The following is a 16,595-nucleotide window of genomic DNA, read 5'->3' as shown; positions in this document are numbered from 1 at the left end:
TGTTTTGGAGCTCTTACATGTGAAACAATCTTAGGTACACTAAAGGCAATGAATTTTGCAGATATTGAAGAGCAAGGCTTTATACCATTGTATAAAAGAGAAAAAATCACAGATGATCTACATAACATTTGTAACTTCCGAACTGATTGTCAGTTTATTACAAAAAGTCAAATGAAAACTATTCAGAAAAAAAGTAAAGGTAGAGAATAAATTACCATAGTCTGTGAAATTAAACAAAACCGCTGGAAACCATATTTTTAGTGATTCACAGCGGTTTTCTAATTCTATAACTGTCAAAGACAGGATTATACCACAATAATTACTAAATTTCATCAGCAATCGATCTTTTTATAATTTTCGTGGTTTCCGAAGTTATTAATAGAGATTCAGAAGCTAAATAGAATTTCGCCGCTTTATAGAAGCGGAGCGCATTTATAGGAGTATGCTGCGTAAAATCAAGGATTTCTAGGTATCTGCTCTGCATAGCAGCACACAGCTCTCCACGTGCGTGGAGACGATAGGTTTATACTACATAATGTAAGTAGTGGGAAAATGTAGAGGGGGTAAAGCATTTCAGGCACCTTTTTGATCTTACATCCGACTTTTTCTAATGCTTGGCCAACATCATCAACATAAATCGTAATCGCGCATTTGATTTCAATATAGCTTTAAAACAGTACAAAATTTACGTCCTCAATATGTTCCAGATCATAATTATCATTTAATAACTGAAGTACCTCAGAAAGATCCTGTTTGTGTTCTTTATAGTATTTTTTTCACCTAAACAGGCAATAACTTTTCCTCAAAATGCTTTTTCATTTGCCCCCTAATTCTTCTTACTTTTAAGATAATGTTCCAAATATCTTCTATCAGATTCATTCTGAGGCACCAGTCCAAGATAATTATATTCCCAGACAATCATTCGTTCATGATCATTCGCATTTGAGAGATCATCATAATCATAGTCAATCTTAAAGCTTCCTGTAGAATCAAAGTTTAGTGTTAAGCTTGTCCACTGGCTTCGTTCCAACTTCTTGAATTCCAGCCATAATTCTTTCAGATAATCCAGCGACAGATACCATAGCCTATCATACTCTTCCTGACTTACCGGAAAAAGCTCCGGTATATCATGGCAATAAACCGGAGAATTTCCATTCTCAGGATAGTAGAAAAAATACGACTTTCGTACACCCTCTGCTATTTCTCCGTACAGATACACTTTCGTCCATTTTCCTGGTAATGTTTGTATTACAACATCAGCAATTTTTGGTAAAGTTCATTTAACCTTGCTTCTTCATTCATTCACGTTTTCCTCCAAGTTTCTATAAGCTTTTTATAGACAATAGGAATTCTTCTGTTTTTTTTGCAAATTTTTCAGGGTTCTTAATCTTGATTTCATTCACCAAGGATATTACAAGATCCCTGGTGGCGTTGTCTGCGTACGAAATAACTGTTGCATATGCGTTTCGCGTTTCTTCCTGATTTAGTATTCTTTTGTGAAATATCTTCGCCCACTCTTTTGCATGCGGCAGCATATAACGAAGTGCTTCCGCCAGCTTTATTAATGATTGCTCCAATCCCAACTCCTGATCAAAGGATTCAATGGTATGTAATAAACCAAACATAATTTCATCATTTTCAGTGCTATCATCAAAACCCAAATATAATTTTTTAATACAGTCACTGGTTTTCATAGATATTATACTTTCAATGGATTGTTCAAAGGCTTGAACTTGTTCTTCATTTTGAAGTAATCGGCTATGAACCAGCTTCTGTGTCAAATCCTCTATTTTCATAACTATAAATATCCTCTCCTAGTTAATATCCTCCAGTATAAATTCAGGGTCGTCACTTGGAAAATCTTCAGGATTTAATAAAAACTGTCTTGCGTTCTCTTGGCAAATGAAATAACTACGAAAATCTATTTCATCCTCCGTATCATCATCAACATCCAGCGGATCATCTAAGTACACGATTGTATTTTCATCATACTTTACGATATCAACTTTGACATATAGGTCATATTCCTCCAGTAAATCAGTATCTAATTTAAATAGCTGTTCCAGGCTTATCGGAGTTTTGACATATTTTTCAGTTTCCACTCTATCACATCTTCAAACATAATATTAAGCATATAATCAACCTCTCTTAAAATCTATTTTGCATGGGATTATTCGAGTTCAGACATTATTTCGTATCTTCAGCTCATAGATATTCTCTGGTCAGTTTTCTATTCTTCCTCGTCCAGACTTTCCAGCTCCACTTGCCAAAAACCATCTTCTACCGCCGGCGGATCAATCCTTTTTAATTCTTCAAACGCCCAATAAGTGCCATGACGCTCTTGGTAACTGACATGATATTGAGTGTATCCCCTCGCTGGTATTCATGCCAGTAGTATGATGAATCTCTCCGCTTCTATTATTTTAGTCAAGGGTAACATTCATATATGTTCAAAGTCATCCAAACGCATTTTTAATTCCTTTGCTGCTTTTTTTATCTCAGTTTCATTTTGCTTGGAGAGAACATAGTCAAAGCGCTGTAATAAATTATCGATATAATCTCGATCCGACCCAAGAGTTTCCTTGTATAAGCTGTCTCCTCTGGCAAGAAGAAGACGGTATTCCATACGATCTCTTGGATGAATTTTAATTGCTTCCAGTATTTTAAGTCTTTCTTGTATCTCCTCATCGGTCATCGTTCCTGGACTGTTTTTTATGATAAGACTCTTCTTCAAACCAGTGCTTAGCACCAATACCTCAACTTCTAAGATACCATTTATATCATAGGTATAACGAACATCAATTTGTTCAGTTCCAGCCGAAGCAGGTGGAATATTAATCTCTATTTCACCAAGCTTAATATTATCTTCCACCCTGCGATTCTCCCCCTGATATATATCGATCGTTAGTGAATGCTGGTTATCTCTTATTGTACTAAGATGTTTCACCTTACTGACCGGTATTGGCGTGTTTCTTTCAATAATTGGCAGAAAATACCTGGAGTCATAACATTGATTTTCTATATGTCTTGCAATATCTACTCCTAGTGTATATGGGCAGACATCTGTTAATATAATTTCATTTAATACTTCCTTTTTATCCAATAAAGCAGACTGTATTGCTGTACCACCAGCAATTGCTTCATCCGGATTAATATTAGAATAGGGGAACTGCTGAAAGATTCTTCCTATGGTTGTTTTAACAACGGGCAGCCTTGTGGAACCCCCAACCATTATAATCGTGTCAATATCCTTAGGATGGAGTGATGCATCTCTAAGTGCTCTCTCTATTGGATTACGGAGTCTGAAAAGTAATTTTTCAGAAAGATTTTCGAAATCACTTCGTCCTACCTTGACCTCAATGTTGTTGTTATCCAGCTCCATACTGATTTTCATATCTTCATATCTGCCAAGCCCAATTTTACATGCCTCCGATTGATTATATAAGGCTGACAGCTCCTTTGGGTTTAGGGATTGCCGATTAATTCCATTTATCTCAAGAAAATGATTCATAAGTACTTCGGTAAAATCCTCACCACCTAAATAGTTATCACCTGCTACGGATTTTACCTCAATTACACCTTCAAAGATTTCCAGGATGGAAACATCAAAGGTTCCACCTCCAAGGTCGCAGACTAAGAAGGTAGTTTCTGTATCACATTCATGGATACCATAGCACAGTGCGGCAGCAGTCGGTTCATTGATTAAACGCGTAACTCTCAAACCTGCCAGCTCGGCGGCTCGTTTTGTAGCCTTTCTCTGTAAATCATTAAAATAAGCCGGTACACTGATAATTACTTCTTCGACAATATCTTTTAAATAAGCTTCGGCATCTGCTTTTAATGTCCTTAGTACAAAGGACGAGAGTTCTTCCGGCGTGAACATATATTTCCCTAACTGATACTTCTTTTCAGTACCCATAAAGCGCTTAAAGGCTGCGGCTGTAAGCTGTGGATGTGTTATTAATCTCTCTTTCGCAACCTGTCCTACAAGGATTTCTCCATTATCATCAACGCCTACTACAGAGGGTGTCAAATGAGATCCCAGCACATTTGGTATCATCATAGGGCCACTTTCTGTCTAGTAAGCCACAAGACTATTGGAAGTTCCCAAATCTATTCCTATTCTACTCATAAATACCTCCTGTGTGATATAGATCTTTACAATGAGCTATTAGAAGCTCCCTCATTTCACTGTTGTCATTCTTAACTGCAAAATCAAAAGCAGTTTTTCCTTTGTTGTTCTTAGCGTTGATATCAAACCCTTCTTCCTCGGTTATTATGTATTTTACAATATATATGTGATTATTCTCTGCTGCTGTTAATAATATCGTGTTACCGTCATTGCTCCTGTCATTTAGATTCATTCCACTTTTTAGAAAAAATTTAACCAAGTTAAGATGTCCAAATACTGCTGCAAGATGCAGATAAGTACGCCCTTTTTTATCAATGAAATTTATATCAGCTCCATTTTTCATTAATAAATATACAATATTCGCTTGGTTAACCCTAATGGCATGGGACATAGCATTACCTCCATTTTTATCATATGCATTGATATCTGCACCCTTTTCAATCAGACACTTAACAGAATATAATTTTTTATTCATGGTAGCAGCCATGAGAGGAGTAAGTCCACGTATGTCCCTAACTTCTATATTCGCACCTTTATCAATCAGATATTCCATTGCATAAGTTCCGGTCTCTATCGCACACCGAAACAATACAGTAAAGCCTTCCTCTGTCTTTAACTCTATATCAGCACCATGCAATATCAGTATATCCATAATTTCAATATTTGGAATTAAAGCTGCTTCTATTAACGGAGAAGATAAGTTTTTATCCGACACGTTGATAAAAGCACCTTGTTCAATAAGGTATTGTACCACTTCTGTTTTTTCATTTTTAACTGCCCATATTAATGCGGTAGATCCGTCTTTCTCATCCACTTCATTAATGTCTGCTTTTTCAATTTCCACTAGATGTTTTACCCTGTCGAGTAAACCAGCAGAACTGGAGTAAATGATATTCAGACAGGTATCCTCTGCACCGTATTCAAGAAGAAGGCTTGCAGCTGCCTCCTTACCGCAGATCGCAGCATAAAACAATGCCGTACAATCTCTTCCATAATCTGGATCAAATGTCGATTCGTTAACTGAAATACCGCTATCTAACAGTCCGGCTAATTTCGCCGCACGTTTAGTCGCTTTGCGCTGGATATCATTGAAATATGCTGGTACGCTGATTACCACATTCTCTACCGCTTGACCCAAAAAAGCCTCTGCATCTGCCTTTAATGACCTTAATATAATATAAAGGAAGAAAGCTCTTCTGGCGTAAAATTATATTTACCAAGTTGATATTTTTTTCAGTACCCATAAATCGTTTAAAGACAGCCGCAGTCATATCTGGATGAGTTATCAGTCTTTCCTTTGCAATCTGCCCTACAAGAATTTCACCGGTTTCATCTACGCTGACCACGGAAGGTGTCAGGTTTTCACCGATTACATTTGGGATGATTTCCGCCTTCTCACCACTCCAATATGCCACTAAACTATTTGTTGTTCCCAGATCAATTCCCACAGTTGTCATATGAATCCTCCATTAAAAATCATCTAAGTACTGACTAATTATTTAATCATTGCAGATTTTTTCCTTTCTGCTAAGATAACACCAAAACATTCCTTTTCGAATTAATGCCATTACAGTTCCACAGCTCGTGCTAATTATCCAATAACAGTCTCCATAATATTCTGTATTCCTCTACTTTCTCATCCATCTCTAAGTCTTCTAGCGTATCTGCGCTAAACTTTATGGGTTCTTCAACCCATATACTCTTCCATTTCTTCACGAATTCATTTGAAAGTAAAAAAGCAATCGTTTTCATTATAATAAATTAAGTTTTTAATATAATCCTTCACAGTAGGATTGGGTAATTGATGCTGTGTGTTTACAATAATATCGTTAATAACCTGACCAGAAAAAAGCCATTGTAAATCATGCTCCTGTGCAAAGTTTGGATAAATTTCATCCTCCGTATCATCATCTACATCCAGAGGATCATCTAAGTACACGATGGTATTTTTATCAAATTCTACCATACCCTCTTTGACATATAGGTCATATTCCTCGAGCAAATCATTATCCAACTTAAATAACTGTTCCAGGCTTATAGATGTTCTGACACATTTCACAGTTTCCATTTTGCTTTCCTCCAAATCAAGATATTCTTTTTCCTCTTTTTTCTCTCTCTTCATCGCCAGAATTGCTAGTGACTTATTAAGCTCTCTTTTAACATCCCCTCTCGCTTTACCATTCATGATAGGCTCAAGCATGGAATAGGCGTAGGAAGGTGGTAATCCTTTTGAAAAATCGGCAATCGTTTCCTTAACAATAGAATCTAGCTTCATTTCTAATAATTTCTTACCTGTTACAGCTAATTTGCTATAATAATCACAGGATAAATGCTCCAGCAAATTATAACTTTCCATAGCCTTACTTACAGCTTCGACTCCTTGAATAACAGCATCTGTATAATCATCCTTATTCAATGCTTGAATCCAGCCTTCTTCTCTACGAGAGAAGGCTTCCAAAGCATCGATCAAAAAATGAAGATCCTCAAGTACCATAGTGAAATGGGAGTACTACATAAACATAATTCGGTATTTTACAAGAGCATTTACACAAGGATCAAAAAATGCGGTCGTAACAGCACTTGAGCCACCCTCAAGACGTATGATCAAAGCTTGAAGAAAAGCTTTCTCACTCCCATCGGTATTTAACTCCTCCACAGTTAAGCTGCTCTCTTTTTGTTTTAAAATCGAAATTACTTCCTTGTCCTCAATACCAAATATACTGTATATCGCTTCGTGTCTTGATCTCCGCTTCTCATAATAAAGCGCTTCCTTCAGTCTGGGAAGGTATTTGACTGCTTTCGCTGCCCCCATCCCCGCAATGATGTGTACCGGTAACTCATCCTTTTGCAAAAAAGCAGTATCCAGTTGTTCATCAGTCACTTTTTGCCGGCAGTTATTTTCATTAAAAACATAATATTCCATACATTTGCCCCTTACTTTACTATTTCATCACACCCTATTTCTCCTTATCAAGGTGTTCGTCCAAATGATCAAAATCACAATCCAAAAATCCATCCTGGTCCAAAAAGTATATCTGCTGTTTATAATATTCACAAATCGTCTTCAAAAATGTCTCCGGTGATTCATATAATAACTCTGGCTCATCCTCCAGCGTCACCCTATAAATCATTTCCGCTCCGCTCTCATCTTTGCAATAACAAATATAATGACTGGAGTAGTCTGCCAATAGGGGTAGAAAAGTTAGCCCTTCTATCTCTTCACAGTACTGCAAGACGCCGTCCAGGTTCGTCTTCTCTTGCTCTAACTCCTGAATATGTATTAAACGGTATCCGGGAATAAAGTCCATCAGAGCCTGATTTTCAATATTACGCATCGTTCCCGAAACCTTACCATAAATAGCTTTATAGATTGCAGGAATATCAGTTGTTATCGTTTTTACGACATTTTCCCATCCGCTGATGGAGCTTCCCAGGCTATCCGGATAATCAGGACGCAGTTTTGCCGAATATCCTATATAATTTTCAAATACATTTTTAACCATATAAGTCTAACCCTTCTTAAATTCTATTTTGTATCGGATTTATCCCTTTCAGATATTATTAAGTATCTTCAGCTCTTGGATATTCTCTGGATAGGTTTTCTATTCTTCATCCAGGTTTTCCAGCTCTGCTTGCCAAAAACCGCCTTCCACCGCCGGAGGATCAATCCTTTTTAATTCTTCAAGCAACCAATGCTTCAGTCGTTCCGGGATATTATTATTGAGAATTGCATCTTCTCCATTTTCCTTCCTTGCTTCCTGAATCATCTGGGAATATACCAGTAATGTTTCCGCCAACTGCGGAATTGAAGAGTTGATAAATGTTTCATACTCATAATCATTTTCATGATCCAAGTACACAACGGACCCATCACCTTCATACAGGCATATAGGGTCACCCCAACTAGTAAAGCCTAAGTATTTGTAGTCACTAAGATCTTCTTCTATTGCATATAACGGCAACTCTGTTTCAAAATTTAATAAGGGTGCCTCATCTGGCAGTCCACCTTCCATAAGAAAGCTCTTTACTTCCTCATCAACTTCTAAGCCTTTTAGCACCTCTGCGCTGAACTTTATGGGGTCTTTCTCCCACAGTTCCTTCCACTTCTTTGCAAATTCCTTCGGTGAGATCATGCGATTTTCTCCTTTATGTTGAAATATTTTTTTCCTTTCTCTGTATTTCGGTAACATTTTACTATATTCCTTAATTTTCTAAAATTATAGTCCTAATACATTTTAACAGAAAGTGGCAAAAAAAATAGAAATTCAAGAAAATATTTGTAAATACTTACGTTTTAATAAATAGGTACTGCCGTGCTGCTTGTGTACTATGGTCCATTAGATGAAATACAAAAGTACCCAACAAGAAATAAGATTCACCATGCCCGATTGAGGTTTTCTCAGTCGGACATTTTTGCGTTTATAGATCCTCACTGCCGTTCTCCACCACCGTCCTTTCGATTTCAGCAAACAAAAAATCGAAAGGATGGTAAAACCATGAAAATTATCAGTTATGAAGAGAAAAATCCCTAATTTCTTCGTTAATCAAAGAAATAGAGATTTTTCCATGTGACGAGGCTAAATTGCCTTTAAAGTCTATTCTATTCAATTTTCCTGTTTATAAGGACGGTGGAGATATTTGTAGGTTTTTGTGGGACAAAAGTACGCACGTCTCCACGTGCCCCGTCCCCGGGAACATATCTACCGGCACTATCCTTTCACACCGATACCCTTTCTTCGTGATAAATTCCAAATCTCTTGCCAAGGTTTCCGGATTACAAGAAATATACACCACTTTCTTCGGTGCCAGAGTTACCAAAGAAGTTAAGAATTTCTCATCACTTCCTGCTCTTGGAGGATCCATAAATACCAAATCAACCGGCTGTCCCTGTTCTGCCAGCTGGGTCATAAATTCCCCGGCATCCTTATTATAGAAATCAATATTGCTAATATCATTTCGTTTGGCGTTCATAACCGCATCCCTTACAGCATCCTGGTTCAACTCAACTCCGATTACCTTCTTTACATGACCACTGGCAATAATACCAATAGTTCCAATACCGCAATAAGCATCCACAATGATTTCCTTACCACTACAGGCTGCAAGTTCAATTGCTTTTCCATATAAGATTTCTGTTTGTACCGGATTAACCTGATAAAAAGATTTAGGAGAGATACGAAATACTTTTTCACACAGAGTATCTTCTATAAACCCTTTTCCATAAATGGTCTGTTCTTTCTCTCCAAGAATCATACTGGTCTTTTTATTGTTTACATTTACTACGATTGTAGTGATATCAGGGTGTATTTTACGCAACGCCTTTACAAAGTTGTTCTTTGATGGAAAGATAGGTGAGGATATTACCAGCACCACCATTATTTCTCCGGTGCTATGACCTGTCCTAATAAGAACATGGCGAAGAAGTCCATAGCCTGTATCCTCATCATACGTCTTGATTTTAAAGGACTTTAATAAGCCTCGGATAGATACAATGATAGCATCAGCCTTTTCATTTTCAATAAGGCAGCTATCTATAGGAACTATGTTATGAGTACCGGATTCGTATATACCTGATATAGGATTCCCTTTTCTATCATGGTCAAATGCTGCATGTACCTTATTCCGATAGTGCAGCGGATTTTTCATCCCGATAATTGGCTCTACTTTACCGAATTTCTTTAAAAGGGCTTCAACTCTGGTCTGTTTTTCCTTTAACTGCTTAGGATACTCCAGATGCAAAAGCTGACAGCCACCGCATTTATACAATACCGGACATTTGCTCTTATTGGCATTATCCTTACCCGTTTTTCTATTTTTATCAACTGTTTTATTACCGGTGTTTCTATTCTTTATTGACTTTTCTCTCTCTTGGAATTTTGGGTTGTCTTTATTTATCTGATTCTTATTATCCTTGCTCCCTGTTTTGTCAAAGGACTTTCTGGTATTCTTTTCAGCAGATTTATCTTTTTTATTTTCACCTGCAAATTTGCCACATGTATTCAATCCATTGGTTTTGGCTTTACCTAATTCAAATTTCCGATTCCCATTTTTTCCGCTTGCCCTTTTCTTTTGCGCCTCCCCATATCCTTTACTCTTTTCTCTATCATTTTTTTCTTGCATTTTATACCCATACCTTTCATTTCTGATGCCTATTCAAAAATTGAACAGGCCTAATAGAACGGTCGAAAATAATCTTTTTTCAACCTAGCTCTTTGCATGCCGCATCTGCTTGCAGATGTGGCACTGCCTCAAATCAGGATGTGAAATTGCCTTTTATTTCACACTTAAACGCCTTCTTCGTTAAACTCAGGGATAAAGCTTTCCAAAGCTGTTTCTCCCTCTTGTATAAATCCATTTTCTATTCCCAATTCGATTGCGTAATCGATTAATTCTTCATACTCTTTTTCCGAGATGCACCTGTTAATCTCCGGATAGTCTTTTACCTTATCAAGCGGTGTATACTGGTTCATAATACTGATATATATTGTATCCCCATAAGTTTCATACAGATATTTTATTATCTTCTTGGAATCAGTAAGATATCCGGGAAGGGTCAAATGTCTTACAATTACACCTTTTGTCAAAACACCGTCTTCACGAAATGTAAGTTTCCCGACCTGACGTACCATCTCTTGTAAGGCTTCGCTGGCATATTTGAAATACTCTTCTGCCTTCGAGTACTTTTTGGCTATTGCCTTATCATAATATTTCATATCCGGCAGATAAATATCGATATAGCCTTCTAGCAGTTTCAAGGTTTCCGCCTTCTCATAGCTACTGGTATTGTATACAATAGGCAGTTCCAATCCTCTGGACTTTGAGAGTTCTATCGCGTTCATTATCTGTGGTACATAGTGTCCCGGTGTTACCAGATTTATATTATTAGCCTTTTTCTCCTGTAATTCAAGAAATATTTCAGCAAGTCTTTCTATGGTTATCTTTTTTCCTGCCATACCTGCTGCTATATTATGATTCTGACAATAAACACACCCCAGGGAACATCCTGAGAAGAATACCGTACCAGAACCTGTTTCCCCTGATATAGAAGGCTCCTCCCACATATGCAAGGCGGCCCTTGCCACCATCAATTCACCGCTTACCCTGCACCTGCCAATCTCTCCTTTTAGTCGGTTAACATGGCAATTCCTCGGACATAATGTGCAGTCTTCTAATAAATGTCCATACATCTTTTTGACCTCTTGGTTATTACAGGCTTACCTGTGATATTACCACTTCTTTCATAACTTGTTTCACATGCTCTTTTATAAATTCTTATATACGAATATTTTATTCATTGCTATGTCATCTTGAAATACTAAGTTATTATACCAAAGCTGTGTTGTAATATCTACCTCGAATTAATGGACTTGATTTTCTCTACCATTGATATATTTTATTTCAATCGTGGTATAATGGTCTAAGTACTTAAACCATTATATCAATTATATATTATATCTATAGAGGTGATTGTAAAACATTCATTGAAATTGAAGCAGGAGTCTTTGACTTTAGACAAATGTCTGGTTCTATATAATTATCAGGGCTTTGACACCCTAATACTGACAATAATTTATTACGAAAGGAACTTCTTTATGGAGGACTGTAAGGATTGCATGCTTTCACTTTCCAGTGAATTTAAGGATTGCCAGAAAGCACTAATTGCCATTGGTGATGAAACCAGGCAACAGATTATTATTGCACTTTTAGAAAGTGAAGGTCATGGAAGCCGGGTAGGTGAAATAACAATGAGGACGCACCTATCCCGCTCTGCGGTTTCCCACCATTTACAGATTCTAAAGAATGCAGACATTATTGATATGCGCCGTGAGGGCACTATGAATTATTATTTTATAAAGGCTGCGGATACACAATGGAGTAAAATTCTGCATCTGGTTACCCTTGTCAATGAAATTATTCAAACCATGCCAGCGGAAGAAAAAGAGCTTTATAATAGAACGGAATAAATTTTTTATAATTCCCACTAGAATTTTAGATATTGAGAGGAGATACTATATGATTTTATATTTCAGTGGTACCGGGAATAGCCGGTATGCGGCACAAGTGATACAGGCAGAAACCGGTGACGAAATTGTTTCTATCAACGATTGCATAAAGAAGGGGAACCGGGTTACTATTCATTCTAAGGAGCCCTTTGTTTTTGTTGCCCCTACCTATGCCTGGCGGCTTCCACGGGTGGTTGAAGAATTTATTCGAAATTCTGAATTCACAGGAAATAACCAGGCTTATTTTCTCCTGACCTGCGGTACTCATACTCACGACGCTGTGCACTTTGCAAAAAAATTATGTACTGATAAACACTTTACTTTTATGGGATTCTCCTCGCTGATTATGCCTGAAAATTACATTGCTATGTTTGACGCGCCTGATAAAGTGGAGGCTGCTGTCATAATTGACAAGGCTCTGCCTGTAATTCAGGCACTTGGTCAGCGCATTAAGAATAAACAGACTTTAGCAGCGGAAACTATCAATCTAGCGGACAAATTAATCAGCAGTGCAACGAATCCTCTTTTTTACAAATTATTTGTTAGTGCAAAGGGATTTTATGCAACGGATGCCTGTATCGGTTGTAAAAAGTGTGAAAAGGTCTGTCCCCTTAACAATGTCCGGATGAATGAAGGTAAACCGGTCTGGGATGGTAATTGCACCCATTGTATGGCTTGTATCTGCTCTTGCCCGAAAGAAGCTATTGAGTACAAAAAGAAATCCCAGGGCAAACCAAGATATTATAATACTGGTTTTGTCCGTCCCTAGTGTACGTCGGGAAACTATTTATTCTGTTTATTATAAAAAGAATGCTCCGCTTTGTTCGCGATAGGAAACCATTAGACATAAGGTTACTTACCATAAACCGTAACATAGAACGGTACAAAGAGGAGCATTCCCAGCAAAATGACTATACACATAGGTTAAAATTCTGCCATACGATATCCTACTCCGATTTCTGTTAATATATATTCCGGCTCTGCCGGATTCTTCTCAAGCTTCCTTCTAATATTTGCCATGTTTACCCGCAGGGTCTGGGACTCATTGGTGTAGGGTCCCCAGATATTCCGGATAATATAGTCATGTGTCAGCACTTTCCCTACATTAGAACACAATAGGACGATTATTTTGTATTCAATAGGGGTAAGATGAACTTCTTTTTCTTCCATGGTTACAACCCTTTTGTCACAATCTACCTTTAACTTACCATTTACATATTGGGTTGTGAAGACAGAGCCGTCTGTATTTTTCCTGGCATGCCGTAACGCCATTCGAATTCTTGCTAAGAGTTCATTGGTGCCAAAAGGCTTCGTAATAAAGTCATCAGCTCCCAAGTCAAGTGTTTCTACTTTATCTCTTTCATGCCCTCTGGCAGACACGATTAGGATGGGGAGTCCGCTCCAGGTTCTAATTTTCTTTAATACTTCCACACCATCAATATCCGGAAGTCCTAAATCTAGTATTACCAAGTCCGGCATATGGGAGCAAATCATTGAGACTGCCTCCGTACCCTTATTAGTTTTAAGTACAGAATAATCGTTTGCTTTTAATATGGCTGATATAAAGCTGGAAATGCCATCATCGTCTTCCACAATAAGTATAATCGGATTATTTTGCATTCTAAACTCCAATCTGTGTGCTCTAGTACTAATTGCACTACGCTATCTGCGCTTGCACACGTATCAATCAAGGTGTGAAATTGCCCTTTATTTCACACTATTCTCCTTCTTCCATTGGCAGATAGAAACGAAAGACTGCTCCGCCATCCTTTTTATTTTTCGCTTCCATACTTCCGTCATGTGCTTTAATAATAGACATGCACAAGGACAAACCAATCCCCATACCTCTGGTGGAATCTGAGCTTCCTTTTCCTCCCGGAACATACTCAAAGATACCTGATAGTTCTTCCTCTGGTATACCCTCTCCGCTATCTGAAACCTCAAAAATAATACTATTGATACCTTCTCTTACATTTACTTCTATTAATTTACCGGAAGGTGTATGTTTAATGGCATTCTCCACCAGATTTATCAGCACCTGTACGATTAAGGTTCCATCCATTGGTACTATCACTACCTTTTCCGGCACTTTTACTGTCAGGTTGGTCTCCGGAAAGCGTTTTCGAATTCTACTAATAGCCTCAGCAACGATTTCTTCTGCTGCCTCCGGCGCTTTTGTCACATTCATGGTCCCTTCCCTAATCCTGGTTATGGACAGCAGATTTTCTACCATGCGGATAAGCCACTGGGATTCATCTTTAATATTCTTTAAGAGTTTCTCATTAGTTTCCCTGTCTATCCTATCATAGTTATCAAGAATAGCAGAACTGGCACCCAGTATTCCGGTCAGAGGCGTCCTAAGATCATGAGAAATAGCTCGCAGTAGATTACTCCGCATTTTTTCTTTTTCTGAGCTTACTAAAATTCTTCTCTGTTCATTGGATAGATGCTGACGCTCTAATGCCATAGCTACCTGAGATGCAATCATACGAAGGAACTGTCTTTTGTCATGGTTTAATTCTCCGTCGATACAGGAGATTCCAAGTACTCCAAATACATTTCCCTGTGATATAACAGGCATATAAAAGCCATTTGCGCCAGTAAGTGTATCGGTTCCGGTTCCTGCTCGCTTTTGATTTGCAAATACCCATTGTGCCACTGCCTTTTCATTTTCCTGGTGCATATACGTAGAATCACTGTCTTCTTGAGCCTGCTGTAATATACCATTTATACCGATGCTTGGGTCTGCGGTATAAAAGATTACGGACTTGTGAAATAACTTAACAATATAATTGTTGGTAATCTTTACAATATTTTCAAGTCCTCTGGTGGCTAAAAGCTTTTTATTAATTTCATATAGCATCTCCGTACGGTGTTCTCTGTTAACCGTAAGCTTTAATTGTTCTTTTATACGGATTGTAAGTGTACTGGTGGCTGTTGCTACTATTAACATTATGGCAAAAGTAAGCGGATACTCCGGCTGTAAAGTATATAAGGTCAGATAAGGCCTGGTAAAAAAATAGTCAAATCCCACCACGCTTATGAAAGAGGATAAAATACCAAAGGTGTAACCTTTTGTTTTAACCGATATTAACATCACTGCCAGAATATAAACCAGCATAATGTTTTGTTCCCCTAAATGCATCCCCACCAAAAAATAGGATAGTCCTGTAGCTGCTGCCAGAATTCCGGCTGTCTTTATAATATCAATCCAGGTTATACTGAATTTGTCTCCTAAATAAAGTCTGGCTTCTTTTTTTAAGGAATGGTTAAAGGAGTTACTGCCAGGTATAATATGAACCTCTATGGTAGGTAACAGAGCAATCAGGCTGTCCTCTAAATCCTCCGTAAATATATTTTTAAGAGAACGACTGTTCCGACTCTTACCAATTACAATGTTTGTGATTCCCGACACTTTAGCGTATTCTGAGATTACTTCGGCTACGTTGTGCCCGTTTAAAGTAACAAGTTCCCCTCCCAGGGTTTCCGCCAGCTCCATATTGGCTTTAAGATTACTTAATTCGGTTCTTGCTAAGCTCTTATTTTTCTCATTTTCTACATATAGAGCCGCCCATGGCGCATGAAAAGCTTCTGCTGCCCTGGCTGTCCATCGGATGCATTTTGCAGATGAGGGGGATGTCCCGAAGCATACTAAGAACTTACTATTTGCCATCTTTTCTGCCAGTCCATGGTCGTTTTGATTTTCATTGCTTAGTCTGTCGGCAGCTAACCGCATGGCAATCTCACGCAATATGCTAAGATTTTCTCTTGTAAAGAAATTTTTCATAGCAGATTCTACCCTGTCTTCTGAACATATCTTTCCCTTTTTCAGACGTACTATAAGCTCTTCTGGGTCAGTATCAATTAACTTTACATAATCGGCCTGTTCAAAAATATAATCCGGTACAGTTTCTTTCACTGTTACCTTTGTAATATCCTCTATTACATTATTCAAGCTTTCGATATGCTGTACATCCAATGTGGTATAAACATCTATCCCGGCATGGAGCAGTTCCTCTACGTCCTGATAGCGTTTTTTATTGCGTAAACCTTTTACGTTGGTGTGGGCCAGCTCATCCACAAGTATAATATCCGGTTTTATTCTTAAAGCCCCATCCAAATCAAATTCCTTTAATTCATGGTTATTCTGCTTAACGGACGTGGGCGGCAGCATCGGAATCCCTTGTACCAGCTCCATTGTCTCCGGGCGAATATGTGGCTCCACATATCCAATCATTACGTTATTTCCACTTTTTAACTTCTCTCTTGCCTCATCTAACATTGCATAGGTTTTGCCAACACCGGCTGCATAACTAAAAAATATTTTTAAGTTTCCTCTGGTTTTGTCTTTGTTTTTTATTTCATCTAAAATAGTATCTACTTCTTGTCTTACTTCTCTTTGAACCATCACTTCACCACCTTTTGAATTGCATACCAATCTACTTGCAGATGTCCCATGG

Annotated in this window: 16 protein-coding genes and 1 pseudogene; 3 read left to right on the top strand and 14 right to left on the bottom strand. The window is 37.9% G+C overall.

Annotated elements, in window-relative coordinates:
• Window positions 1–15: 15 nt before the first annotated feature.
• Window positions 16–210 (top strand): annotated as a pseudogene (locus tag acsn021_RS23140) (IS1634 family transposase); the annotation flags it as partial.
• Window positions 211–826: 616 nt separating this feature from the next.
• Here the strand turns inward: acsn021_RS23140 and acsn021_RS06800 are convergent.
• The 12 genes from acsn021_RS06800 to acsn021_RS06745 all read right to left on the bottom strand — a co-directional run bounded on the left by acsn021_RS06800 (window position 827) and on the right by acsn021_RS06745 (window position 11,319).
• Entirely contained in the window at window positions 827–1,219 is a 393-nt protein-coding gene (locus acsn021_RS06800) for an immunity protein YezG family protein (protein ID WP_243182321.1), read from the bottom strand.
• A 103-nt stretch (window positions 1,220–1,322) separates the two neighbouring features.
• A complete protein-coding gene (locus acsn021_RS06795; RefSeq protein ID WP_184092457.1) occupies window positions 1,323–1,796 on the bottom strand; it encodes an Imm30 family immunity protein in 474 nt (157 codons plus the stop codon).
• A gap of 18 nt (window positions 1,797–1,814) precedes the next feature.
• A complete protein-coding gene (locus acsn021_RS06790) occupies window positions 1,815–2,102 on the bottom strand; it encodes a hypothetical protein (RefSeq protein WP_184092456.1) in 288 nt (95 codons plus the stop codon).
• A 338-nt stretch (window positions 2,103–2,440) separates the two neighbouring features.
• A complete protein-coding gene (locus acsn021_RS06785; RefSeq protein WP_330601758.1) occupies window positions 2,441–4,063 on the bottom strand; it encodes a molecular chaperone HscC in 1,623 nt (540 codons plus the stop codon).
• 61 nt (window positions 4,064–4,124) lie between these two features.
• The gene (locus acsn021_RS22840) at window positions 4,125–5,270 is read right to left on the bottom strand and encodes an ankyrin repeat domain-containing protein (RefSeq protein WP_330601757.1); all 1,146 of its coding nucleotides are present in this window, start codon (window positions 5,268–5,270) and stop codon (window positions 4,125–4,127) included.
• Window positions 5,218–5,589, bottom strand: coding sequence for an Hsp70 family protein (locus acsn021_RS06780; protein ID WP_330601756.1), 372 nt, complete (start codon window positions 5,587–5,589; stop codon window positions 5,218–5,220). The genes acsn021_RS22840 and acsn021_RS06780 overlap by 53 nt, the downstream gene beginning before the upstream one ends.
• A gap of 263 nt (window positions 5,590–5,852) precedes the next feature.
• The gene (locus tag acsn021_RS06770; protein ID WP_184092455.1) at window positions 5,853–6,602 is read right to left on the bottom strand and encodes a DUF7716 domain-containing protein; all 750 of its coding nucleotides are present in this window, start codon (window positions 6,600–6,602) and stop codon (window positions 5,853–5,855) included.
• Window positions 6,603–6,641: 39 nt separating this feature from the next.
• Entirely contained in the window at window positions 6,642–7,055 is a 414-nt protein-coding gene (locus acsn021_RS06765) for a hypothetical protein (protein ID WP_184092454.1), read from the bottom strand.
• A gap of 34 nt (window positions 7,056–7,089) precedes the next feature.
• Window positions 7,090–7,635: an SMI1/KNR4 family protein gene (locus tag acsn021_RS06760; protein ID WP_184092453.1), complete on the bottom strand. Its 546-nt coding sequence runs from the start codon at window positions 7,633–7,635 to the stop codon at window positions 7,090–7,092.
• A gap of 99 nt (window positions 7,636–7,734) precedes the next feature.
• Complete coding sequence (locus acsn021_RS06755) at window positions 7,735–8,265, bottom strand: SUKH-4 family immunity protein (RefSeq protein WP_184092452.1); 531 nt, start codon at window positions 8,263–8,265, stop codon at window positions 7,735–7,737.
• Between the two features lie 484 nt (window positions 8,266–8,749).
• Complete coding sequence (gene rlmD / locus acsn021_RS06750; protein ID WP_184092451.1) at window positions 8,750–10,252, bottom strand: 23S rRNA (uracil(1939)-C(5))-methyltransferase RlmD; 1,503 nt, start codon at window positions 10,250–10,252, stop codon at window positions 8,750–8,752.
• Window positions 10,253–10,416: 164 nt separating this feature from the next.
• Window positions 10,417–11,319: a radical SAM protein gene (locus tag acsn021_RS06745; protein ID WP_184092450.1), complete on the bottom strand. Its 903-nt coding sequence runs from the start codon at window positions 11,317–11,319 to the stop codon at window positions 10,417–10,419.
• 405 nt (window positions 11,320–11,724) lie between these two features.
• On the opposite strand from acsn021_RS06745, the gene acsn021_RS06740 reads away from it, so the two are divergent.
• Both acsn021_RS06740 and acsn021_RS06735 read left to right on the top strand, forming a co-directional pair.
• A complete protein-coding gene (locus acsn021_RS06740) occupies window positions 11,725–12,096 on the top strand; it encodes an ArsR/SmtB family transcription factor (protein WP_184092567.1) in 372 nt (123 codons plus the stop codon).
• Window positions 12,097–12,145: 49 nt separating this feature from the next.
• Window positions 12,146–12,904: an EFR1 family ferrodoxin gene (locus acsn021_RS06735; protein WP_184092449.1), complete on the top strand. Its 759-nt coding sequence runs from the start codon at window positions 12,146–12,148 to the stop codon at window positions 12,902–12,904.
• A gap of 155 nt (window positions 12,905–13,059) precedes the next feature.
• Here acsn021_RS06735 and acsn021_RS06730 read toward each other — a convergent pair whose 3' ends face one another.
• The gene (locus tag acsn021_RS06730; protein WP_184092448.1) at window positions 13,060–13,755 is read right to left on the bottom strand and encodes a response regulator; all 696 of its coding nucleotides are present in this window, start codon (window positions 13,753–13,755) and stop codon (window positions 13,060–13,062) included.
• A gap of 97 nt (window positions 13,756–13,852) precedes the next feature.
• A complete protein-coding gene (locus acsn021_RS06725) occupies window positions 13,853–16,543 on the bottom strand; it encodes a sensor histidine kinase (protein ID WP_184092447.1) in 2,691 nt (896 codons plus the stop codon).
• Window positions 16,544–16,595 lie beyond the last annotated feature (52 nt).

The organism is Anaerocolumna cellulosilytica (assembly GCF_014218335.1).
In the GTDB taxonomy this organism is placed as follows: Bacteria; Bacillota; Clostridia; order Lachnospirales; family Lachnospiraceae; genus Anaerocolumna; species Anaerocolumna cellulosilytica.
This window is presented reverse-complemented; position numbering and strand designations above follow the sequence as displayed.